We start from the raw sequence: 20,260 nt of genomic DNA, 5'->3' as shown, positions 1-20,260 counted from the left end.
TTACCTGGTGGCGCACCATTTGCCTTCCCATTACAAGTCAACAAACATAAAAAGTCAACGTGTGATGTTTATGCTTTTGTGAAATTCACATGCTTCTAAACGTATCATACTAAAAAAAATAAAAAAAGAAAATAGGTAAAATGTTAATTTTTTTTAAATAATATTTTACCATCTATCATGGTGAAAATAGGCTTTGCTAAGTAGTGAAAGGGATGATGGCTCCATAGCACTAAATCAGCGTCTTTTCCTGCTTCGATACTGCCGATTCGATGATCAATACGGAGATTCCGAGCAGCAGTAATCGTGATGCCTTCTAATGCTTTTTGCTCTTCGAGTCCTTCACGTACGGCAATGGATGCGCAAATATTTAAATACTGAATAGGCGTATAAGGATGGTCCGTTGTAATGGAAACTTCTACTCCTTCATTGCAAAGAGCTTGATAGGTTTTCCACGTTTTATTCTTAAGTTCAACCTTTGAGCGGCGTGTTAAAGTTGGACCTACGCTCACTTTTAAATTTCTTCCACCCAGCTCTTTAGCAATTAAATGGCCTTCTGTACAGTGCTCAATACGGACGTCTAAATGAAATTCATCTGCTAAGCGAAGAGCTGATAGAATATCATCGGCTCTATGAGCATGAATCCGAACTGGAATTTCTCTATTCAGTGCTTGAGTGAGAGGTTTGATGCGCAAATCATCTTTGTTGTCACTGCTTGCTGCGTGATAAAAGGCTTCTCGCAGCATCCCCATAATACCCATTCGCGTAATCGATTCTTTATTGCCGTGGCTGTGAATTCGTTTTGGATTTTCTCCTAGCGCAATCTTAAGTCCAGCTGTCTCTTGAATTAACATTTGAGAAATGCTTGTTCCAGCTGTTTTAATAACGGAAGTTGTGCCTCCAATCACATTTGCACTTCCTGGCATAATGTGTACAGACGTAATACCCGCTTCAATGGCATCTTTAAACCCAGGATCTAAAGGATGTACACTGTCAAAAGCTCGGATATGTGGAGTCATAGGTTCAATGGTTTCGTTAGCATCATTCCCGGCCCAGCCGGTTCCTTCATCATATAATCCTAGATGTGTATGAACATCAATAAATCCAGGGAATAAATAACGCTGTTTGCAGTCAATGACTTCTACTCGAAGAGGTGGCTGCAAGTTTGGCCCAATTAAAACAATTTTTCCATCTTGAATGAGCACATCACTATTATAAATAGGTTTTGACGTAATAGGATAGAGCGTTGCATTTTTCAAGAGAATGGTTTTCATAAAGTTACTCCTATCTATCGGCAGCTTAGTCACCTGTTTTAGGGAAATAACAGAAAATAACTAGAGTAAATCTCGCAATGCATCTTCTAATACAGTATATGTAAAAATGTAATTCTGTTGAATCAATTTTTCAGGTAAAACGCGCTGTCCCTTTAAAATAATCATACTCATTTCTCCCATCAGCAGCTGAAGGCCAAAGCTAGGTACGGGCATCCAATGAGGACGATTCAACACTTTTCCAATCGTCTTTCCAAACTCTTTCATTTGAACGGGATTTGGGGCAGTGACGTTAACAGCTCCCTCTATTTGTTCGGTATGAATACAATAATCAATGATCTTCACGACGTCTTGAAGATGCACCCAAGACATCCACTGTTCTCCGGAACCGACTGTTCCTCCTGCAAATAATTTATAAGGAAGGGCCGTAGAAGGAAGTGCTCCACCATCTTTTCCTAATATAACGCCGAATCTTGTTAAGACAGTACGAATATTGAGTTCCATCACTTTTAGCGCTTCATTTTCCCACTTTTTTACCGTTTCAGCCAAAAAGTCTGTCCCGATCGATGGAGAAGCTTCTGTGAACGTTTCTTTCGTTGATGTCCCGTAATAACCAACGGCGCTTGCATTTACATAAAGTGACGGTTTTTCGGGTAAAGAAGCCATAATGCGAAGAATTTCTTGAGTAGAAGAAAGGCGACTTTCCACGATGGCTTTTTTGCGTTCGTCCGTCCAGCGGCCGCTGTTAAGTGAAACGCCAGCTAAATTGATAAAAATGTCTGCTCCTTCTACATGCTCTTCAGGTTGGCTGTTTTCTTGCATCCACTCTACATATTTAAGTTTCGGATCTCTTGCAGCTTTATCTGCATTGCGTGTTAAAATATATACATAATGTTTTTGTGTTAAAAAATGTTTTGTTAAAGCTTTACCTACGAATCCAGTTCCTCCAGCAATAACAATTTTCATACGAACTTCCTCCTTTATTGAGATAAATAAAAATGTGTATGATACGTTTGGCGGTTCTTCAGCCATCAATTTAATAAGAAATATGAGGTGAAGGTTAATGCCTGTTGTCACAAAGATCACAACGCAAAAGAATAGCGGTGAACGTTATAATGTGTATTTAGATTACGGTAAAGGTGAAGAGTTTGGTTTTGGTGTTGACGAAAATGTCCTCATCAAATATGACTTAAAAAAAGGTCGTGAGCTTGATGAATTTGAATTAACGGAAATTCAGTATGCAGATGATGAGAAAAAAGCTTATAATTTAGCGATCATTTACTTATCTTATCGAATGCGCTCTGAAAAAGAGGTACATGATTATTTAAAGAAAAAAGAAATTAACTCTACTATTATTCAACAAGTTATTCAGAAACTAGTCAGCCACCGTTATTTAAATGATGAAGAGTTTGCCAAAGCATTTGTGTTAACTCAGATGAACACGACATCAAAAGGACCAAATGTGATTCAAAGAGAATTAAAAGAAAAGGGGATTTCTGATTCCATTATTACCCTTAGTTTATGTGAATACCCTGAAGAACAGCAAATTCAAACTGCTGTAAAATTAATTGAAAAGTTAAAAGGGAAATATAAAAAATTATCTCAAGTAATGATGAAACAAAAAATGGAACAAGCATTGGCAGTGAAGGGCTATTCGTTTTCTGTTATTCAAGAAGCATTTCAGCGAACGGATACAGAAAAAGAAAGCGATGAGGTTTGGGAAGCTCTGCAATATCAAGGAATGAAAGCTCATCGTCGTTTTTCAAAGTATGAAGGCTGGGAATATCAGCAAAAAATGAAGCAGGCTCTTTATAGAAAAGGATTTTCCATTGAACAAATTCAATCATTTCTAGATTCTATTGAAGAGGAATAGAGCCAGGAAAAAAGTATGTTAGTTGAAGGAAGATCCGAACGATGAATCGAGATTCTTGATAGAGAATCCAACTCGTTCGGATTTTTTTATTGTGATGCTTCAATCTTTTTAAAACAAAATATCTTCTGAGTCATTCTGCTGTTTATAAATAATCTCAGCGATTTCTGAAGCTGAGCGCAAGCGGCTTTTATCTTTAATGTGGTTGTTGTGATCCCAAAAAGGAGTATTCATGCCTCCCATATAAGCTGCCGTCACATGAAGGTTGGTATCTTGGTACTCCACTTTTAAACTTTCTGTAAATCCCCTTACGCCAAATTTACTTGCCACATAGACGCTTTCATTGGCTTTCCCTCGAAGTCCTGCAGTTGAAATGATATTCATAACTTTAGGTTCAGGTCTCGTCAAGAGATGAGGCATAAGCGCTTGCGTTAAAAAAATAGTTCCTTTTACATTTGTATCGATGACTTCATCGATTGCTTGTTTTGTATAATCTGTCAAAGGACCAAAATGTCCAATGCCTGCGTTGTTGATAAGGATATCTACTGAATGCTGCATCAGCAGTTTTTCTACAGATTTTCCTACTTCTTCATACTGTGTAATATCTACAGACATCGTATATACGTTTTCTCCTAGCTCATGCTGCGCCTCAGTTAATTTCTGTTGATTGCGTCCAGCTAGAATGACGTTGCAGTCTTTTGCGTAAAGTTTTGCGAGTTCTTTTCCAAGACCCGTCGCACCGCCTGTGATTAGCACTGTTTTCATTCCCAAAACTCCCTTTTCATAGTCTCCCTTTAGTTATACCTTTTGTTATAATAAAATGAAAGCAAACAAGGGGGAAAACAGCATGTCTGAAAAACGTTACAGTGATATGACGACGTATGAACTTCAACAAGAAATTGGGTCTCTTCAAGAAAAAGCACGAAAAGCTGAACAGCTTGGCATGGTCAATGAGTATGCAGTATTAGAAAGAAAAGTAACAATGGCTAGATCGTACTTATTGGATCCTGAAACGTTTCAAGCAGGGGAAGTATATGAAATTCAAGGAGATCCGGGTTCATATTTTAAAATTGATTATATGAACGGAGTTTTTGCATGGGGGTTTAGACTTGGCTCACCGCAAAACGAAGAGGCATTGCCTATTTCCATGTTGAAAAAATAAAGGGACGAACAAGCAGCACGAAGTGTGCTGCTTGTTTGATATCTATATTCGCTTTACTTTTAAACAAATAAGCAAAGCAAGCGGTTATTCTTCGCGCTCATTAGAAGCATGCATACGTTCTTGCGGATGCGTATTGATCGTTCCATTTGCACGTTTTGAAGCGTATTCTGCTTTTGCTCGAGGTTCGCCTTCAAACTTAGTATGATGTTGGTTTGTAAAATCTTTTGCTTTATTGCGCATCGATACCTCTCCTTTTACAACAGAAAGCGTTGCGGTTATGATATAGTACATGAGGGAGTGAATAACTCCGCATTTATAGTGTAAGTTAAAAGTGCAAACATACTCATAAAGAATTTTGGTAATCGAGGTGTTCTTATGAACGATATATTCGAAAGATTAACGAATCAGCTATTAAGCAAAAATAGTTCGCTTTCATACGCTCAAGCCCGTACATGGGTCGAACTTTTCTGGGAAGATTTTGAGTCATCTTACGCAAAAGCAGGATATGATTATAAAGGGAAAGAAGCGACGGAAAAGGTTGTTACGATGTACATCAACAGCTACGGTGACAAACTTCATGAAATCGCGGTTAAAAACCCTAAATATCAGCATTTATTAAATAACGATGACTATTTAAAACATTAAATAAAAACGAACCGTCTTCTCAAGACGGTTCGTTTTTGGGTTTCATATTTGTTCTTGTTATGATTAGTGCGGGAGGTAATCAAGCTTTTTACGCAATTTTTTCTCACTGAAAATCCAACCAGTGTACGAACAAATAATATTTAAATCGTAATCAAGCTGGACCACGGCTACAAATGGATAGTAGTCTTTGCTGCGGTAGCGTAAATCAATAAAGCGCACTTCAATGTGGTCGTTATATTCGTCCAGTTCCCACCTATAAATAGGTGAAAAGGAAAGAAAAGCAGATAAATTTTCATCTTTTTTCGCTACTTCAATTACGGCCGATTCAGGAATTGGAACTTTATCAAACGTATCATAAATAAAAATTTCTTCTCCGATTGCTCTTCCTACATGAAAGTACTTTTCGGTCGTCACGGCTAAGTGCCAGTGAGTGAAACGCAGCGTAGGAGAGATATTGAGCTTGATAACATCAGGAAACTGTTTTCGAAGCTTCTTGGCGATTTGGTGGCGCATATAAAAGCGCAGTCCATAGTAAAACGCCAATAACACATATAGCGTAATGAATGTTGGTCCTGGCTCTGCTCCAATAAACCAGATTAAAATTGCGAGCACGTGGGCTGAGAAAATCACGTAATCAAACGTGTTGATTACGCCAAGCGCAATCCATTTATTTGTGAAAGGCCGTAAAGCCTGCGTGCCATAAGCGTTAAAGATATCAACAAAAACGTGAATAATGACGCCTGCAAAGGTCCACATCCATAGGTGCAGCAAGTTAGCTCCTGGCAGCAGAAGCGAAAGAATGAGCACGATAAGCAAAGGCCATAAAATAACAGCCGGGATAGAATGTGTAATTCCACGGTGATTGCGGATATACTGTGCATTGTTTCGCAGCTTTAAAACAGTGTCTAAATCAGGTGCTAATGACCCGGCCATTACGCCAATCATCACAGCATCCATTGTGGCTGTATTCGCAGATACAGTGGGGTCTAATGTTGCAAGGCCGCCCAGAGCGATTCCCATTGCAATGTGTGTACCAGTATCCAGAGCGAACTCCTCCTTTGTAAGATGATGACGATCTTAGATTATTCTAATTCAGCATGAAAGCTTGATTTAAAGCAAAAAATCTCATTTTATTATTAACGCAGCAAATCGGCTGTTTTTATTCATTATTTGAACAATTCATTTTACTATTCATATTTGTAGTTGTTATAAGGTTATCATAAAGTTACTAAGATTCAAAAAGCAACACATTGTATATGTATAGTTAATACCTCGGAGGCTATGACGTGAAACAAAGTAAAGATATTGTACAAAATTTTGATATTCAAGCATTTCAAAATGACTTAATCTCTTGGTTTGAGCAGGAACAGCGCATTTTACCTTGGCGTCAAGATCAGGACCCTTATAAGGTGTGGGTATCTGAAATTATGCTTCAACAAACGAGAGTAGATACGGTCATTCCTTATTTTAATAATTTTATTAGCAAATTTCCCACTATCAAAGACTTAGCTTATGCGAATGAAGATGATGTGTTAAAAGCGTGGGAAGGATTAGGCTATTATTCTCGTGCCCGTAATTTGCAAAATGCGGTTCGAGAAGTTCACGAACAATACGGGGGAGAAGTTCCAAATACGCCAGCAGAAATCTCCAAACTAAAAGGAGTGGGTCCTTATACAACAGGGGCCATTTTAAGTATTGCATACGGAGTGCCGCAGCCTGCTGTAGATGGAAATGTCATGCGTGTGCTATCGCGCATTTTATCCGTTTGGGATGATATTGCAAAACCAAAAACAAGAAAGTTGTTTGAAGAAATCGTGCATGAAATTATTTCAACAGATAATCCTTCCTATTTCAATCAAGGTATGATGGAACTTGGTGCCATTGTCTGTACACCAACTTCTCCTTCCTGTTTGTTATGTCCAGTTCGCGAACACTGCCGCGCTTTTGAAGAAGGAGTGCAGAATGAGCTTCCCGTTAAATCAAAGAAAAAAGCGCCGCGTGCTCTTCAGCTTGCTGCAGCGGTGATTAAAGACGGTGAAGGAAATTATCTAATTCATAAACGTCCAAGCAAAGGACTTTTAGCTAATCTATGGGAATTTCCAAATATAGAAGTAGATCTTAGTATAGCGCCAGATCATCAGCAGCTTCAGGCATTTATTCAAAACGAGTACGGAGCTGATATTAAAATTCATGCGCCGTTTACCACAATTCAGCACGTGTTTTCTCATATCGTCTGGAACATCACAGTATATGAAGCAGAGCTTGCAAGTGATATCAGTGCATTAAAAAATTTGAAAGTAGTTTCTGAAAAAGACTTAGAACAATATGCATTTCCGGTTTCCCATCAAAAAATCTTAAAAGAATATTTGCTTGTTAAATAAAAGAAGCGTGGATAAACTCCGCGCTTCTTTTTATTTAATCATATGATACGTGCGTGCCGTGTGTATAATCTGCTTCGTGGTGCTGTAACCCGCCTCGTGCTTCAATTTCTTTAATAATTTGCTGATGAATACTTTGTCCTTCAGCATTTAAATACGGCGTCATTTGCTGTAAAGAGTGATGGAAAAACGCAAGCTCGCTGTCTTTCCACTCGCTTTTAGAAATCATTGAAAGAGCCGTCATGTCTCGACCTACATACATTCTATTCACCTCGTTCATTTTATCAAGTTTTATCTATTTTCCCTATATTACTTGTTTCTTATGCGATAAAATCAGTACAATGTAAAGATAATATGATACATAAGGGAGATGACATCATGTCACAAAAGGTAGCACTAGTTACGGGAAGCAGCAGAGGTATTGGTAAAGAGATTGCCTTACGTCTTGCTAAAGAAGGATACGATATTGTATTAAACTATGCACGAAGCAAAAGTGCAGCGCAGGAAGTAGCCGAAGAAATCAAAGCATTAGGCAGAGAAGCATTAGTTGTTAAAGCAAACGTAGGAAAAGTAGAGAAAATTAAAGAAATGTTTGAGCAAATTGATGACGCATTCGGTCGCTTAGACGTATTTGTAAGTAATGCAGCTTCAGGAGTTTTACGTCCTATTATGGAATTAGAAGAAACTCACTGGAATTGGACAATGGACATCAATAGCAAAGGATATTTATTCTGTGCACAAGAAGCGGCTAAACGTATGGAAAAAGTAGGCGGAGGAAAGATTGTTACCATCAGTTCGCTCGGTTCTATTCGCTATTTGGAAAATTATACAACAGTAGGCGTGTCAAAAGCTGCTGTAGAAGCATTGACCCGCTATTTAGCAGTGGAGCTTGCTCCAAAAAATATTGTGGTAAATGCTGTATCTGGAGGTGCTGTGGATACAGAAGCATTAAAGCACTTCCCAAATCGTGATGAACTGTTAGATGATGCGCGCAAACATACTCCAGCTGGTCGTATGGTGGAGCCAAAAGATATGGTAGATGCAGTGATGTTCTTAGTCTCCGATCAAGCAAATATGATTTGCGGTCAAACGCTTATTATTGACGGAGGGCGTTCACTTTTAATGTAAGGTAAATGTATTTTGTGCTTGCGCTTTAAAATACTGAAAAAAGTTTGCATACCCTATTTACCTCCCGGGCATATTAATTTTCGTGGAGGTGATTACAATGGCAAAACAAACTAACAAAACAGCATCTGGTACAAGCACACAACACGTGAAAAACCAAAATGCTCAAGCATCTAAAAACAATTTCGGTACTGAATTTGCTAGCGAAACAAGTGCTCAAGAAGTGAGACAACAAAACGCACAAGCTGAAGCAAAGAAAAACCAAAACTCTGGTAAATACCAAGGTTAATATCAAAAGCGAACTTAACGTCTTTCATACGGCGATGTTAAGTTCGCTTTTTCTTATATAAAAAGCAACAAAGTATGACAAAACTTCTTGAAACTTTACACAACTCGTCAAAGGAATCTGGATCACCTAAACAGAATGTTAACAGAAGTGCCGCGTGTATGGTTAAAGCAAATAGAGAGGAGCTATCGTATGAAAAAATTTGATCAGCTAGTAACTCAACAATTGGAGACCATGGATCAACTTCTGTTTTTGCAGTCTGAGATTGAGCGCTGTCAGGAAATCGAAGGTGAACTAATAAAACTTCATGAAGAAGCAAAACTTCATTCTGTGCAAGATGAAATTAGTGAAATGAAGCTAAAATTAAAAGAGATTCAATTGACGTTTGAAGCACAAACCGAAGACATTATTCGTACATATAAAAGTGAAGGGGCTTGCTCTACACTTGCTTAATGAACATTGATGTGTCACTTCCTCTCTTTTTTAAGGCTGCCAAGCAAAGGAAAAGTAGGGGGAGTGACTTTTTTGAACTCAAGAAGGTTAGCACATTTGTGTTAAAATGAGAGAGAAACCGTTATAATAAACATAAGACAAATGGAGACGTTATATGAATTTTTTTAAGTGCTAAAATGAAAGTAGGTATTGGAGATGGGAATTCCGGTGGAAGGAGAAACAATTCAAATACACAGCTACAAGCATAATGGACATATTCATCGCGTGTGGGATCGGACAACCGTATTAAAAGCAACCAATAACTTAGTGATTGGAGGAAATGATCGTACAGTCGTTACAGAATCAGATGGACGAACATGGGTCACAAGAGAGCCGGCAATTTGTTATTTTCATGCTCAGCAGTGGTTTAACGTCATTGGGATGATCCGTGAAGATGGAATTTATTATTACTGCAATATCAGTTCGCCGTTCATTTATGATGACAATGAAGCGCTCAAATATATTGATTATGATTTAGATATTAAAGTCTATCCAGATATGACATACACCCTTCTTGATGAAGATGAATATGAGAAGCATCGAAAAGAAATGAATTATCCAGAAGTGATTGACCGTATTTTACATAATCACGTCGAGGAGTTAAAAGGTTGGATTCGACAGCGAAAAGGCCCGTTTGCTCCAGATTTCATTGACATTTGGTATGAACGTTTTTTAACATATCGGCATTCTTGATGAATGAGCTAGAGAACATTATGTTAGGCCGTCTAAAGCTGACTGTTTGATATAATGTTCTTTTTGGCGTTATGGTCGCCATCTTTTAGAAGAGATAAAAGCACTAAAAAATCGACGCGTGTACATATACTAAGGAAGCTTGCCCTCATAGATAGAAAGGGGAGATTTTATGGGAAGTATAAGACGCTACATGAAGTTTGTACAGCCATACAAATGGCAAATTGTCGGCACTGTCTTAATTGGTATTATTAAATTTGCTATTCCTTTATTAATTCCGCTGCTTTTGAAATATGTTTTGGACGATATCGTAAATGGACATGGCATGTCTTCCTCTGAAAAAGTTCATAAAATGGTGACGATTATGGGGATTTCGTTTGTTATATTTTTAGTGTTAAGACCTCCCATTGAATATTACAGGCAGTATTATGCTCAGTGGGTATCGAGCAAAGTATTATATGATATTCGGGATCAGCTGTTTAGCCATATTCAAAAGCTTAGCTTGCGTTACTATGCAAACACGCGAGCGGGTGAAGTGATTTCACGAGTCATTAATGATGTAGAGCAAACAAAAAACTTTGTTATCACAGGCTTAATGAACGTATGGCTTGATATGATGACGATTGTAATAGCCATTGTGATTATGTTTACGATGAATGTACCTTTAACACTGGTATCTATTATTTTGCTGCCGGTTTATGCGTTCTCTGTAAAATATTTTTACAGTCGTCTGCGCCATTTAACGCGAGTCCGTTCGCAGGCTTTAGCCGAAGTACAGGGTCACTTGCATGAAAGGGTTCAAGGAATCTCTGTTATTCGCAGCTTTGCTATTGAGCCTCATGAGCAGAAACAATTTGATAAGCAAAATTCAAATTTTCTACAAAAAGCAATCAATCATACGAATTGGAATGCCAAAACATTTGCAGTAGTGAACACCATTACCGATTTGGCACCTTTAATCGTGATTACATTTGCTGGATATCAAGTCATCACAGAAAGTCTTAGCGTAGGAACGATGGTAGCATTTGTGGCCTATATTGACCGCTTGTATAATCCGCTTCGCCGCTTGGTCAATTCATCGACTACGCTCACGCAGTCTGTTGCATCTATGGACCGGGTGTTTGAGTTCATTGATGAAGAATACGATATTACAGACAAGAAAGATGCAAAAGAATGTACTGAGCTTCATGGAAAGGTGCAGTTTGAGCACGTTTCATTTGCTTATGAAGAAGAAGAAAAACCTGTGATTCATGATATTAATTTAGATGTAGAAAAAGGAAAATCCGTTGCGTTTGTTGGAATGAGCGGAGGAGGGAAATCCACGCTTATCAGCTTAATTCCGCGCTTTTATGATGTGACAGAGGGGAAAATTCTCATTGATGACATTGATATCAAAACCTATAAAGTACGCAGCCTGCGAGATAAGATTGGAATCGTCCTGCAGGATACGGTGTTGTTTAGTGACACGGTTAAAAACAATATACTGCTTGGAAAGCCAGGAGCGACAGATGAAGAAGTAATTGCTGCGGCAAAAGCCGCAAATGCCCACGATTTTATTATGAATTTGCCCGAAGGATATGATACAAAAGTGGGAGAGCGGGGAATGAAGCTATCAGGGGGACAGAAGCAGCGTATTTCCATTTCGCGCGTATTTTTAAAAAATCCAGCTATTCTTATTTTTGATGAAGCCACTTCAGCTCTAGATTTGGAAAGTGAGCACTATATTCAAGAAGCATTAGCTGAACTAGCAAAAGACCGTACGACTTTCATTGTAGCCCATCGTTTATCTACAATTACTCATGTTGATGAAATTGTACTTTTAGAAAATGGAAGAGTAGTCGAACGAGGTTCTCATGAGGAGTTAATTAAGAAAAAAGGTCATTACTATCAGCTCTTTAACGTTCAGCAGCTTGATACAATTTAAAAACACCACCTATTGTCTAACAATAGGTGGTGTTTTTAATCTTCTTGTCGCTGATGATTAATATCAAATGAGTTAGCATCCTTGTGATAGTTTTGGAACGTATCAATCAGCTTATCAAGATGCTCTAACTCTTCACTATACTCAATGATGACAGAAATTAAAGGGAAGATATGATAAATAACCTTATTCTCTTCATCATTATCGTATATTTTGTACTGCATAAATTTATCGATTAAAGCTCGTTTTCCAACGCAGGCTTCGTTTGGTACAGTAGTGGTTGGCTGTACGCGTAATTTCCCAATGAATTTTAATAATACTTGCTCATGATACATTAACAGGCACTCAACTTCAGATTTGATTAAATCTTGAAATTGCTGCGGCATGACTTGAAGATCATTTTCCACTCTGTGAAGTAGTTTCAAGGTTGTAAGAGCTCGTGTTGTTACGGTAATCATTTGACGAAATAAAACGAGCTTGCGTGACTTAACAAAACGTTTTTTGGTTGAATAAGTGCGTTCTTCTTTGTAAAAATCAAAGATTTGATTCATTTTAGCCACATTGTCTTTCATTTTTTCAATGTCTTCTTTTAACAATGTGTGCTCAGATGCGTGATAAAGATTCATGCGAATCCATTTAATAATTTCTTCCGTTGTGCTTACAATTTTATAATACAGCTTTGTTTCATACTTTGGCGGAATAAAAATAAGATTGACAATAAATGCTGAGAATACCCCAAGTAACACTGTACCAAAGCGTATAAGCGCATATTCAACGAAATTATCTCCTGGATTTTCCATGATTGCAATTACTGTCACAAGCGCAAGCCCAATTGTATTATTAATACGTAATTTTAAGTTGACTGCAATGACAACAACAGCGGTAAAACCAATAATGATGGGATGGGTACCAAAAATAAGTCCAAAACAAACTGCAGAAGCAGCTCCAATCACATTCGCCTGTATTTGCTCCAATATCGTTAAATAAGATCTGTAAATAGACGGTTGAATTGCAAAAACTGCCGCAATTGCCGCAAATATTGGAGATGGTAAACTTAGAAATTCACCTAATAACAATGAAAGTGTAATGGCAATTCCCGTTTTTAAGATGCGGGCACCAAGTTTCATGTGCGTTCGTAGTTCCTTTCTGTAAAAAAGTTTTTTCGTTATGAAGAATGTTCCCCAAAACAAATGATAAATTGCAAAAATCAATCCTTCTTTATTACATAACCTGTTGGAAATAATATAAACAATAACATACTATACAAGGTTTAAGAATGGATATCAAGAGAAAACAAGCAGAAAAATAAGGGTATTTCTCGGGATTTTTCGACAGGATGACAAAAAGGAGATGACGCGTAAGAAATGGTTATGAAAGGTGGGAATGTTCTATAAGGAAACCCAAAGGCAAGATAAAAAAGCACTCATTTTCAAACGAGTGCTTTAGAGTAAAAATTAGCGTTCTTCACTTAACTGTTTAAATGCTTTTTCTACAGCTTCTAAAGTGTCGGTAATATCTTTTTCTGTATGAGCTGTAGTAAGGAACCATGCTTCATATTTCGAAGGAGCTAAGTTGACGCCTTGGTGGAGCATTAGTTTAAAGAAGCGTGCGAATAATTCGCCGTCTGTATTTTCTGCTTGTTCATAGTTTTTAACTGTTTCTGTTGTAAAGTAGAGAGTAAGAGCGCCTTTTAATCGATTGATCGTAATAGGCATGTTATATGTACGAGCATGTTTTAAAATACCTTCTTCGAGCATCGCCCCTAGCTTATCCAGCTGTTCATAAACGCCTTCTTGCTTTAGTACTTCCAGGCAAGCAATCCCAGAAAGAATAGAAGCTGGGTTTCCTGCCATTGTACCTGCTTGATAAGCGGGCCCAAGTGGTGCCACTTTTTCCATGATTTCTTTCTTACCGCCATAGGCTCCGATTGGAAGACCGCCCCCGATGATTTTTCCAAATGCAGTGAGGTCAGGTTTTACACCAAGCAAATCTTGAGCTCCACCGTACATAAAGCGAAACGCTGTAATAACTTCATCGTAAATAACAAGCGCTCCAGCTTCGTGAGTTAATTCGTTAACTTGTTCTAAAAAGCCGGGTTCGGGCTCAACAATTCCGAAGTTTCCAACGATCGGTTCTACTAAAACAGCCGCAATCTGATCGCCCCATTTTTCTAATGCTTCCTTGTAAGGCTCGATATCGTTAAAAGGAACCGTGATGACTTCATTAGCGATACTTTTTGGTACACCAGCAGAGTCAGGAGTTCCGAGTGTAGAAGGACCAGATCCAGCTGCTACCAATACAAGGTCAGAATGGCCGTGGTAGCAACCTGCAAATTTAATGATTTTATCGCGTCCAGTATAAGCTCGTGCTACACGGATTGTTGTCATAACTGCTTCTGTTCCAGAGTTGACGAAGCGCACTTTATCTAATGCGGGCATCGCTTCTTTGAGCATTTTAGCAAATGTGACTTCATGAGCAGTTGGAGTACCGTAAAGAACACCCGTTTCAGCTGCTTTTGTAATAGCTTTCGTGATATGAGGATGAGCGTGTCCTGTAATAATAGGACCGTAAGCTGCTAAATAGTCAATATATTTATTTCCATCGACGTCCCAGAAATAAGCTCCGCTTGCCTTTTCCATTGCAACAGGTGCTCCGCCTCCTACGGCTTTATATGAACGTGAAGGGCTGTTAACGCCGCCTACAATATGTTCGAGCGCTTCAGCGTGTAATTGTTCTGATTTTGTAAATTGCATGTTATGCCTCCTAATGAAAAGTTCAACTTCTTTATTCTATCAAACTTATTTGTTTCTTGAAAAACATTCGAGAACGTGTATGATAGAAATTTGTGAGCTAACTGCTAGAAAATAGTTCCTCGTCTCTTGGAGGAGTTGCTAGCAAGGGCGCCGGAAACAATAAAAGAAACCACTAATACGTCGACGTAACGGAGGGAATACAATGAAAAATGCTATTGAGGTGAATCAACTTCGGAAAGAATTTAAAGCCTATTCTAGCCGCTCTGGCCTTAAAGGGGCATTCCGGGATTTATTTACCCGTAATTATAGAGTTATGAAAGCTGTGAACGATATTTCGTTTACCGTAAAACAAGGGGAAATGGTAGGTTATATAGGAGAAAACGGAGCGGGGAAATCGACCACAATCAAAATGCTGACAGGAATCTTAACTCCTACTTCAGGCGAGATTACCGTAAATGGAATGAACCCTCATAAAGAAAGGGAGAAGTTTGCCCAAACGATTGGAGTTGTTTTTGGTCAACGCTCTCAGCTGTGGTGGGATATTGCCGTACAAGAATCTTTTCGCTTGTTAAAAAAAGTATACAAAGTGTCAGATGAAGATTATAACGCTCATATGGAACATGTTATTCAAACGTTAGATATTGGACCGCTGCTAGATAAGCCGGTGCGAAAGCTTTCTCTAGGTCAAAGAATGCGCTGTGAGCTGGCTGCTGCTCTTATTCATAATCCGCCGCTTCTATTTTTAGATGAACCGACGATCGGTTTAGATGTGCTGGTTAAATTAAAAATCCGCCAATTTTTAAAAGAAATTAATGAAAAATATAATACGACGATTTTGCTTACGACACATGATTTAGCAGATATTGAAGCTTTATGTGAACGCGTTGTAATGCTCGATGAAGGCAGTATTATTTATGACGGATCACTGCAAAAGCTGCGTTCGAATTGGGGAGACCTTAAACAAGTCACGTTTGAATTTGGAACCGCGCCAAATAAAGAGCAGTTGAAGCTATTGACGCAAGGGATGCCTGTTAACTGGATTGAAGGTGATCAAAAATATTTGTGGACAGCACAGCTTCAAAATAAAGGGGACTTAATGTCACAGCTGATTGCTAAAGTGGTGGCAAAGCATGAAATCAATGATATTAACATTGAAGAAATTTCAACGGAAGAAATCATCCGCAACATTTATGAAGAAGGTGTTGTGAATGGATAAATATATAGAGATGATACGCATTCGCTTTTTAATGATGCTGGCGTATCGGACGAATTATTACAGCGGAATATTGATTTATGCGATTAATATTGGTGCTTACTACTTTTTATGGTCCGCTATTTATGGTGGAAAAGAGAATATTCAAGGCTTATCCATTATTCAAATGACAACGTATGTAGCCGTTTCATGGATGGCAAGAGCCTTTTATTTTAATAACATTGACCGTGAAATGGCAATGGAAATTAAAGATGGCAAAGTGGCAGTAGAGTTAATTAAGCCTTATAGCTACCTTGGTATGAAAACGATGCAAGGACTGGGAGAAGGGATTTTTCGGCTGCTGTTTTTCTCAGTGCCCGGTATGATTATTGTCGCGTTTTTATTTCCCGTACAGTTCTCAGCAAATGCCGCAACATGGCTTTATTTTGGACTGTCTTTGATTTTTAGTTTCATTATTAATACACAAATTAATTTATTAACGGGTATCACGACTTTCTTTCTCTTTAACAATGACGGACTCATTCGAGCGAAGCGCGTTGTTATTGATTTGTTTTCAGGACTTCTTCTGCCCATCAGTTTCTATCCTTTATGGGCGCAACATATTATGAGCTATTTCCCTTTTCAGGCCATTAGTTATATTCCGAGCATGATTTTCACAAATGGATTTAAAGGGCAGGAAGTAATAAATGCTCTTATTACACAAGCAGTTTGGTCAGGGCTTCTATTTATTCCTATTGCGTGTTTGTGGAACATAGCGAAGAAAAAAATGGTTATTCAAGGAGGGTAGTCTATGAAAATGTTTTATTTTTCGATTTTCTTTCAGTACATTAGTCAATATATGAAAACAAGGCTTCAGTATCGCACCGACATGGTGGTTGAAATCATTTCAGACTTATTGTTTCAAACAGTTAATTTGATTTTTATTTTAGTTGTATTTGGACATACTCAGTCGCTGCACGGATGGTCACGAGAGGAAATTATCTTTATTTATGGTTTCTTTTTGGTCCCTTTTGCTATTTTTTCGTCTTTCTTTAACATTTGGGATTTCAACGAGCGCTACATTGTCAAAGGTGAAATGGACCGAATTTTAACGCGGCCGATTCACAGTTTGTTTCAAGTTATTTTAGAGCGGATGGAACTGGAATCATTGTTTGGTGGTATCACAGGGATTGCCGTAATGGCTTACGCTGCGTCTTCTTTACACCTTCATTTCCAGTGGTATGATGTTTTTATTTTTCTATTGTTTATTTTAGGAGGAGCGCTTGTATACGCAGGAATTTTCATCGCCTTAGCAAGCATAGGCTTCTGGTCGGATGCCAGAACCTCTATTATGCCTACTATTTATAATATTGGAAACTACGGAAGGTATCCTGTAGATATTTATAATAATGTCATCCGATATGTTTTAACATGGATTCTTCCTTTTGCATTTGTAGGCGTATATCCAGCTGCTTATTTCTTAGGAAGGTCAGAATGGTACGGATATGCATTTTTAACCCCGGTGATGGGAATCGTCTTTTTTGTAATCTCTATTTTCTTATGGAATACAGGTGTCAAAAAATACAGAGGAGCAGGCAATTAAATGCCTGCTCTTTTTCGTGGCTTCTGAGTAGTAATGAATGGACAAGGATGCGCGTATAGTGGTAGTAGAGTATAAATTAAAGGAGTAGAATGATGGTTATTTTTCTAATCCTCGTTATCATTGTTTTTGTAATCGGTAGTATGAAGTTTCTTTTTGAAAAAGAACTTGGAGAATTTCATTTTTTCTCAATTGGTCATTTCTTTGTCTTGTTTTATTCATATATCACAGTTTTATTGGGGTTTAGCCTTATTTATACAGTGTGTGAGATGGGAAGTATTCCAGTGTTAAGCGGAGGGTTTGAACATGAAGGTCATTACTTTTATACGCTGTTTAACAGCATGTATTTCAGCGCAGCGACGTTATTTTCAGTAGGATACGGAGATATGTATCCGGTTGGAATCGGGAAATTATTTGCAACTTTTGAAGCGTTTATCGGCTACATTATGCCTGCAATCTTTGTGATGCGAACTGTTACCCGCACTTAAACTTGTCATCTTATCTAATATTGGGTACGCTATTCAAAGAAAATGAAAAGCGTAAAGGAGCAGATAAATATGACAGCTGTAGTTGGAGAAAAAGCACCCGATTTTGTATTAATGTCTACAAATGGAGAACAAGTATCACTCGCTTCGATGAAAGGAAAAAACGTTGTGCTGTATTTTTATCCGAAAGATATGACGCCAGGCTGTACAACGGAAGCTTGTGATTTCAGAGATCAGCATGAAAGTTTTGAAGAGCTAGATGCGGTGATTCTAGGAGTGAGCCCGGATCCAATCGACAAACACCATAAGTTTATTGATAAGCACGGTCTTCCATTCTTGCTTTTAGCTGACGAAGATCACAGCGTAGCTGAAGAGTATGGAGTATGGAAACTGAAAAAAAACTTTGGAAAAGAATATATGGGCATTGAACGCTCCACTTTTATCATTGATAAAGAAGGAATGCTCGTAAAAGAGTATCGCAAGGTTCGAGTAAAAGGGCATGTGGAAGAAGCTTTATCTTTTATTAAAGAAAAAATGGCATAAAAACAGGCAGATAACTAGAGCAGTTTTAGTCTTTGAACATACAATATCAGTGTAGGGCATACCTCCTCAGATGTTAATATATTTAAAAGTGTGGATTGATTTCCACACTTCTTTTTTTGCATAACATATATGAATAATCTCTACTTATTACATAAAATAGGAATAGGCATCAAGTTGACAAAACGTGGGTAAAACATGTAGACTAATTATAAGAATTATAAAGTAATAATACTTATAGAAGAGGGGTGCATGACGTGTCAAATCATTTACAAGAAGCCCTTGAAACGTTAAAAGGTACTGGCGTTCGTATTACACCACAACGTCATGCTATTTTAGAGTATTTAATCAATTCTATGACACACCCAACAGCAGATGATATTTATAAAGCGCTGGAAGGTAAGTTTCCAAATATGAGTGTAGCAACCGTTTACAATAATTTAAGAGTATTTCGCGAAGTAGGTATTGTAAAGGAACTAACATACGGTGATGCATCAAGCCGGTTTGATTATGTTACAACAGAGCATTACCATGTGATTTGCGAAAGCTGCGGAAAAATTGTGGATTTTCATTATCCTGGTTTAGACGAAGTAGAAAAGCTGGCTGCTCATATTACTGACTTTGATATTAGTCACCACCGAATGGAAATTTACGGAACGTGTCCTGATTGTACGGCTAAAAAAGCGCATTAATAAGCTGATAGTAGTGATACTATCAGCTTTCTTTTTGTTTTTTTCTATTATACTTTTCATCGAATTGTTTTCCTTCAAGAGACCGGTCAAGCGTAAGCGGCTCGTTGCAATACATACACATATCTACGCGCCCTAGCATTTTGGTTTGCTTTTGACATGTAGGGCAGGTTACTTGAACTGCTTTTGTAGAAAGCATGCCAATCCAGAAATAAACGCCGGTACTAGCTACGATGCACAGTAAACCTAAAAGCATAAAAATAGTCATTAGCCAGACTGAAGACCGAAAGAAAATTCCCCCATACATAACAATGAAACCAACAAAGATCAGGCTGAGTGCAAACGTGCGAATCTTGTTAATTTTATTTGAATACTTTATCCCCATCAGTATCCCCCCTGTTACCAATATATCATAGAGTGAGACAGTGAATAGTAATAAAAATTGAATCTTCGGAAAATTATCCGTAGTTTTTGAGCTTTCTGAATGATTTCCATAATTCTGAGTGGGATATCCGTTATACATCGTATATAATAAAAAAAGAAATCTTAGTCCATAGCCTTTAAAATTTTGAAAAATATTTGTCTATTACAGTTAGGAGAGCTCAAAATGGAAGATGTTTTACGGCCAATATATCAAGAAAGAGCTAGCAATAAAGACACACTCGGTATTTTACTGATTGAAAAAAAGAAATCAGAATCTCCAGTGACGGATAATTTGGATGCTATCTTATTTATTGTGACCAAAACCACAGAAAATTCTCTTTTTATTAAACAATACGAATATGAAAATGAGCGTGCTGCACTTTATATGGCTTCTGAACAGCAAATGAGTGAATGGATTATGAATGGGACGAACCGCCGTATTATTGATTGGATCTTAAATGGTAAAGTGCTATTTGATCGAAACGAATATATGGAAAACTTAAAGAAACGCTTAATTGATTTCCCAAGAGAAGATCGGACAAAGAGAATAGGTGTCGAGTTTGCTAAGTTGATTCGCCGATTTAAAGAAGGAAAAGACTTTTATGCGTCTAATCATTATTTAGATGCATTCAATCATGTCATTCATGCTCTTCATCATTTAGCACGACTGTCTGTGTTGGAAAATGGATTTCACCCAGAAGTGACAGTGTGGAACCAAGTGAAAAAAATAGAACCTGAAAT

25 protein-coding genes (1 of these 25 only partly in view) are annotated in these 20,260 nt (G+C 37.9%); 16 read left to right on the top strand and 9 right to left on the bottom strand.

Annotated features, from left to right (window positions below):
• Positions 1–143: 143 nt before the first annotated feature.
• Both SCI76_RS12070 and SCI76_RS12065 read right to left on the bottom strand, forming a co-directional pair.
• Positions 144–1,271 carry an amidohydrolase gene (locus SCI76_RS12070; RefSeq protein ID WP_033580772.1) on the bottom strand — a complete coding sequence of 376 codons (1,128 nt, stop codon included), beginning with the start codon at positions 1,269–1,271 and terminating at the stop codon, positions 144–146.
• A 60-nt stretch (positions 1,272–1,331) separates the two neighbouring features.
• Positions 1,332–2,234, bottom strand: coding sequence for a TIGR01777 family oxidoreductase (locus SCI76_RS12065; RefSeq protein WP_063248460.1), 903 nt, complete (start codon positions 2,232–2,234; stop codon positions 1,332–1,334).
• Between the two features lie 97 nt (positions 2,235–2,331).
• Between SCI76_RS12065 and recX the strand changes: the two genes are divergently transcribed.
• Positions 2,332–3,141 (top strand): recombination regulator RecX, encoded by an 810-nt coding sequence (gene recX / locus SCI76_RS12060; protein ID WP_048021552.1) that lies wholly within the window; start codon positions 2,332–2,334, stop codon positions 3,139–3,141.
• Between the two features lie 108 nt (positions 3,142–3,249).
• On the opposite strand, the gene SCI76_RS12055 is transcribed toward recX, so the two are convergent.
• The gene (locus SCI76_RS12055; protein ID WP_028412435.1) at positions 3,250–3,903 is read right to left on the bottom strand and encodes an SDR family oxidoreductase; all 654 of its coding nucleotides are present in this window, start codon (positions 3,901–3,903) and stop codon (positions 3,250–3,252) included.
• 82 nt (positions 3,904–3,985) lie between these two features.
• Between SCI76_RS12055 and SCI76_RS12050 the strand changes: the two genes are divergently transcribed.
• A complete protein-coding gene (locus SCI76_RS12050) occupies positions 3,986–4,300 on the top strand; it encodes a YfhH family protein (RefSeq protein ID WP_028412434.1) in 315 nt (104 codons plus the stop codon).
• An 84-nt stretch (positions 4,301–4,384) separates the two neighbouring features.
• Here the strand turns inward: SCI76_RS12050 and SCI76_RS12045 are convergent, their stop codons facing one another.
• Entirely contained in the window at positions 4,385–4,540 is a 156-nt protein-coding gene (locus SCI76_RS12045; RefSeq protein WP_028412433.1) for a small, acid-soluble spore protein K, read from the bottom strand.
• A gap of 135 nt (positions 4,541–4,675) precedes the next feature.
• Between SCI76_RS12045 and SCI76_RS12040 the strand changes: the two genes are divergently transcribed.
• On the top strand, positions 4,676–4,945 hold the full coding sequence (locus SCI76_RS12040) for a YfhJ family protein (protein WP_028412432.1): 270 nt from the start codon (positions 4,676–4,678) through the stop codon (positions 4,943–4,945).
• A gap of 63 nt (positions 4,946–5,008) precedes the next feature.
• On the opposite strand, the gene SCI76_RS12035 is transcribed toward SCI76_RS12040, so the two are convergent.
• Positions 5,009–5,989, bottom strand: a complete 981-nt coding sequence (locus SCI76_RS12035) for a metal-dependent hydrolase (RefSeq protein WP_074682687.1) — start codon at positions 5,987–5,989, stop codon at positions 5,009–5,011.
• A 242-nt stretch (positions 5,990–6,231) separates the two neighbouring features.
• On the opposite strand from SCI76_RS12035, the gene mutY reads away from it, so the two are divergent.
• Positions 6,232–7,326 (top strand): A/G-specific adenine glycosylase, encoded by a 1,095-nt coding sequence (mutY, locus tag SCI76_RS12030; protein ID WP_063248458.1) that lies wholly within the window; start codon positions 6,232–6,234, stop codon positions 7,324–7,326.
• Positions 7,327–7,360: 34 nt separating this feature from the next.
• On the opposite strand, the gene SCI76_RS12025 is transcribed toward mutY, so the two are convergent.
• Complete coding sequence (locus SCI76_RS12025; protein WP_063248457.1) at positions 7,361–7,585, bottom strand: hypothetical protein; 225 nt, start codon at positions 7,583–7,585, stop codon at positions 7,361–7,363.
• Between the two features lie 116 nt (positions 7,586–7,701).
• On the opposite strand from SCI76_RS12025, the gene fabL reads away from it, so the two are divergent.
• The 5 genes from fabL to SCI76_RS12000 all read left to right on the top strand — a co-directional run bounded on the left by fabL (position 7,702) and on the right by SCI76_RS12000 (position 11,840).
• Positions 7,702–8,451, top strand: a complete 750-nt coding sequence (gene fabL / locus SCI76_RS12020; protein WP_028412429.1) for an enoyl-[acyl-carrier-protein] reductase FabL — start codon at positions 7,702–7,704, stop codon at positions 8,449–8,451.
• Positions 8,452–8,548: 97 nt separating this feature from the next.
• Complete coding sequence (locus SCI76_RS12015; protein WP_048021547.1) at positions 8,549–8,737, top strand: gamma-type small acid-soluble spore protein; 189 nt, start codon at positions 8,549–8,551, stop codon at positions 8,735–8,737.
• 189 nt (positions 8,738–8,926) lie between these two features.
• Positions 8,927–9,187: a YgaB family protein gene (locus SCI76_RS12010; protein ID WP_013081548.1), complete on the top strand. Its 261-nt coding sequence runs from the start codon at positions 8,927–8,929 to the stop codon at positions 9,185–9,187.
• A gap of 195 nt (positions 9,188–9,382) precedes the next feature.
• The gene (locus SCI76_RS12005; protein ID WP_013055163.1) at positions 9,383–9,919 is read left to right on the top strand and encodes a DUF402 domain-containing protein; all 537 of its coding nucleotides are present in this window, start codon (positions 9,383–9,385) and stop codon (positions 9,917–9,919) included.
• 169 nt (positions 9,920–10,088) lie between these two features.
• Entirely contained in the window at positions 10,089–11,840 is a 1,752-nt protein-coding gene (locus SCI76_RS12000; protein WP_013081549.1) for an ABC transporter ATP-binding protein, read from the top strand.
• A gap of 35 nt (positions 11,841–11,875) precedes the next feature.
• Here SCI76_RS12000 and SCI76_RS11995 read toward each other — a convergent pair whose 3' ends face one another.
• Together SCI76_RS11995 and SCI76_RS11990 are read right to left on the bottom strand one after the other, a co-directional pair.
• Complete coding sequence (locus SCI76_RS11995; protein WP_063248456.1) at positions 11,876–12,964, bottom strand: aromatic acid exporter family protein; 1,089 nt, start codon at positions 12,962–12,964, stop codon at positions 11,876–11,878.
• Positions 12,965–13,291: 327 nt separating this feature from the next.
• Positions 13,292–14,590, bottom strand: a complete 1,299-nt coding sequence (locus tag SCI76_RS11990) for a glutamate-1-semialdehyde 2,1-aminomutase (protein ID WP_028412426.1) — start codon at positions 14,588–14,590, stop codon at positions 13,292–13,294.
• Positions 14,591–14,792: 202 nt separating this feature from the next.
• On the opposite strand from SCI76_RS11990, the gene SCI76_RS11985 reads away from it, so the two are divergent.
• The 6 genes from SCI76_RS11985 to perR all read left to right on the top strand — a co-directional run bounded on the left by SCI76_RS11985 (position 14,793) and on the right by perR (position 19,099).
• The gene (locus tag SCI76_RS11985; protein WP_407545220.1) at positions 14,793–15,806 is read left to right on the top strand and encodes an ATP-binding cassette domain-containing protein; all 1,014 of its coding nucleotides are present in this window, start codon (positions 14,793–14,795) and stop codon (positions 15,804–15,806) included.
• Positions 15,799–16,590: an ABC-2 family transporter protein gene (locus SCI76_RS11980; RefSeq protein ID WP_014461819.1), complete on the top strand. Its 792-nt coding sequence runs from the start codon at positions 15,799–15,801 to the stop codon at positions 16,588–16,590. Before SCI76_RS11985 ends, SCI76_RS11980 begins: the two co-directional genes overlap by 8 nt.
• A gap of 9 nt (positions 16,591–16,599) precedes the next feature.
• Positions 16,600–17,385: an ABC transporter permease gene (locus SCI76_RS11975; protein WP_013055169.1), complete on the top strand. Its 786-nt coding sequence runs from the start codon at positions 16,600–16,602 to the stop codon at positions 17,383–17,385.
• Positions 17,386–17,477: 92 nt separating this feature from the next.
• Positions 17,478–17,870, top strand: coding sequence for an ion channel (locus tag SCI76_RS11970; protein WP_013081554.1), 393 nt, complete (start codon positions 17,478–17,480; stop codon positions 17,868–17,870).
• 69 nt (positions 17,871–17,939) lie between these two features.
• Complete coding sequence (gene bcp / locus SCI76_RS11965; protein WP_407545219.1) at positions 17,940–18,410, top strand: thioredoxin-dependent thiol peroxidase; 471 nt, start codon at positions 17,940–17,942, stop codon at positions 18,408–18,410.
• Between the two features lie 254 nt (positions 18,411–18,664).
• Complete coding sequence (perR, locus tag SCI76_RS11960; RefSeq protein WP_013055172.1) at positions 18,665–19,099, top strand: peroxide-responsive transcriptional repressor PerR; 435 nt, start codon at positions 18,665–18,667, stop codon at positions 19,097–19,099.
• 22 nt (positions 19,100–19,121) lie between these two features.
• Here perR and SCI76_RS11955 read toward each other — a convergent pair whose 3' ends face one another.
• Entirely contained in the window at positions 19,122–19,481 is a 360-nt protein-coding gene (locus SCI76_RS11955; protein ID WP_014461817.1) for a YgzB family protein, read from the bottom strand.
• A gap of 222 nt (positions 19,482–19,703) precedes the next feature.
• Between SCI76_RS11955 and SCI76_RS11950 the strand changes: the two genes are divergently transcribed.
• Positions 19,704–20,260: the 5' portion of a nucleotidyltransferase-like protein gene (locus SCI76_RS11950; protein WP_047751718.1), read on the top strand. The gene runs 310 nt beyond the window's last position; 557 of the gene's 867 nt are visible here — the first part of the coding sequence; it begins with the start codon at positions 19,704–19,706; its stop codon lies off the right edge, out of view.

Source organism: Priestia sp. HNGD-A6 (assembly GCF_045784335.1).
GTDB classification, from domain to species: domain Bacteria; phylum Bacillota; class Bacilli; order Bacillales; family Bacillaceae_H; genus Priestia; species Priestia zanthoxyli.
Note: the sequence above shows the minus strand (reverse complement) of the source record. Positions and strands in the feature narration are given on the sequence as shown.

Coding starts and splice junctions, on each gene's coding strand:
- SCI76_RS12070 (WP_033580772.1), bottom strand. CDS start 1,271: ATGAAAACCATTCTCTTGAAAAATGCAACGCTCTATCCTATTACGTCA.
- SCI76_RS12065 (WP_063248460.1), bottom strand. CDS start 2,234: ATGAAAATTGTTATTGCTGGAGGAACTGGATTCGTAGGTAAAGCTTTA.
- recX (WP_048021552.1), top strand. CDS start 2,332: ATGCCTGTTGTCACAAAGATCACAACGCAAAAGAATAGCGGTGAACGT.
- SCI76_RS12055 (WP_028412435.1), bottom strand. CDS start 3,903: ATGAAAACAGTGCTAATCACAGGCGGTGCGACGGGTCTTGGAAAAGAA.
- SCI76_RS12050 (WP_028412434.1), top strand. CDS start 3,986: ATGTCTGAAAAACGTTACAGTGATATGACGACGTATGAACTTCAACAA.
- SCI76_RS12045 (WP_028412433.1), bottom strand. CDS start 4,540: ATGCGCAATAAAGCAAAAGATTTTACAAACCAACATCATACTAAGTTT.
- SCI76_RS12040 (WP_028412432.1), top strand. CDS start 4,676: ATGAACGATATATTCGAAAGATTAACGAATCAGCTATTAAGCAAAAAT.
- SCI76_RS12025 (WP_063248457.1), bottom strand. CDS start 7,585: ATGTATGTAGGTCGAGACATGACGGCTCTTTCAATGATTTCTAAAAGC.
- fabL (WP_028412429.1), top strand. CDS start 7,702: ATGTCACAAAAGGTAGCACTAGTTACGGGAAGCAGCAGAGGTATTGGT.
- SCI76_RS12015 (WP_048021547.1), top strand. CDS start 8,549: ATGGCAAAACAAACTAACAAAACAGCATCTGGTACAAGCACACAACAC.
- SCI76_RS12010 (WP_013081548.1), top strand. CDS start 8,927: ATGAAAAAATTTGATCAGCTAGTAACTCAACAATTGGAGACCATGGAT.
- SCI76_RS12005 (WP_013055163.1), top strand. CDS start 9,383: ATGGGAATTCCGGTGGAAGGAGAAACAATTCAAATACACAGCTACAAG.
- SCI76_RS12000 (WP_013081549.1), top strand. CDS start 10,089: ATGGGAAGTATAAGACGCTACATGAAGTTTGTACAGCCATACAAATGG.
- SCI76_RS11995 (WP_063248456.1), bottom strand. CDS start 12,964: ATGAAACTTGGTGCCCGCATCTTAAAAACGGGAATTGCCATTACACTT.
- SCI76_RS11990 (WP_028412426.1), bottom strand. CDS start 14,590: ATGCAATTTACAAAATCAGAACAATTACACGCTGAAGCGCTCGAACAT.
- SCI76_RS11985 (WP_407545220.1), top strand. CDS start 14,793: ATGAAAAATGCTATTGAGGTGAATCAACTTCGGAAAGAATTTAAAGCC.
- SCI76_RS11980 (WP_014461819.1), top strand. CDS start 15,799: ATGGATAAATATATAGAGATGATACGCATTCGCTTTTTAATGATGCTG.
- SCI76_RS11975 (WP_013055169.1), top strand. CDS start 16,600: ATGTTTTATTTTTCGATTTTCTTTCAGTACATTAGTCAATATATGAAA.
- SCI76_RS11970 (WP_013081554.1), top strand. CDS start 17,478: ATGGTTATTTTTCTAATCCTCGTTATCATTGTTTTTGTAATCGGTAGT.
- bcp (WP_407545219.1), top strand. CDS start 17,940: ATGACAGCTGTAGTTGGAGAAAAAGCACCCGATTTTGTATTAATGTCT.
- SCI76_RS11955 (WP_014461817.1), bottom strand. CDS start 19,481: ATGGGGATAAAGTATTCAAATAAAATTAACAAGATTCGCACGTTTGCA.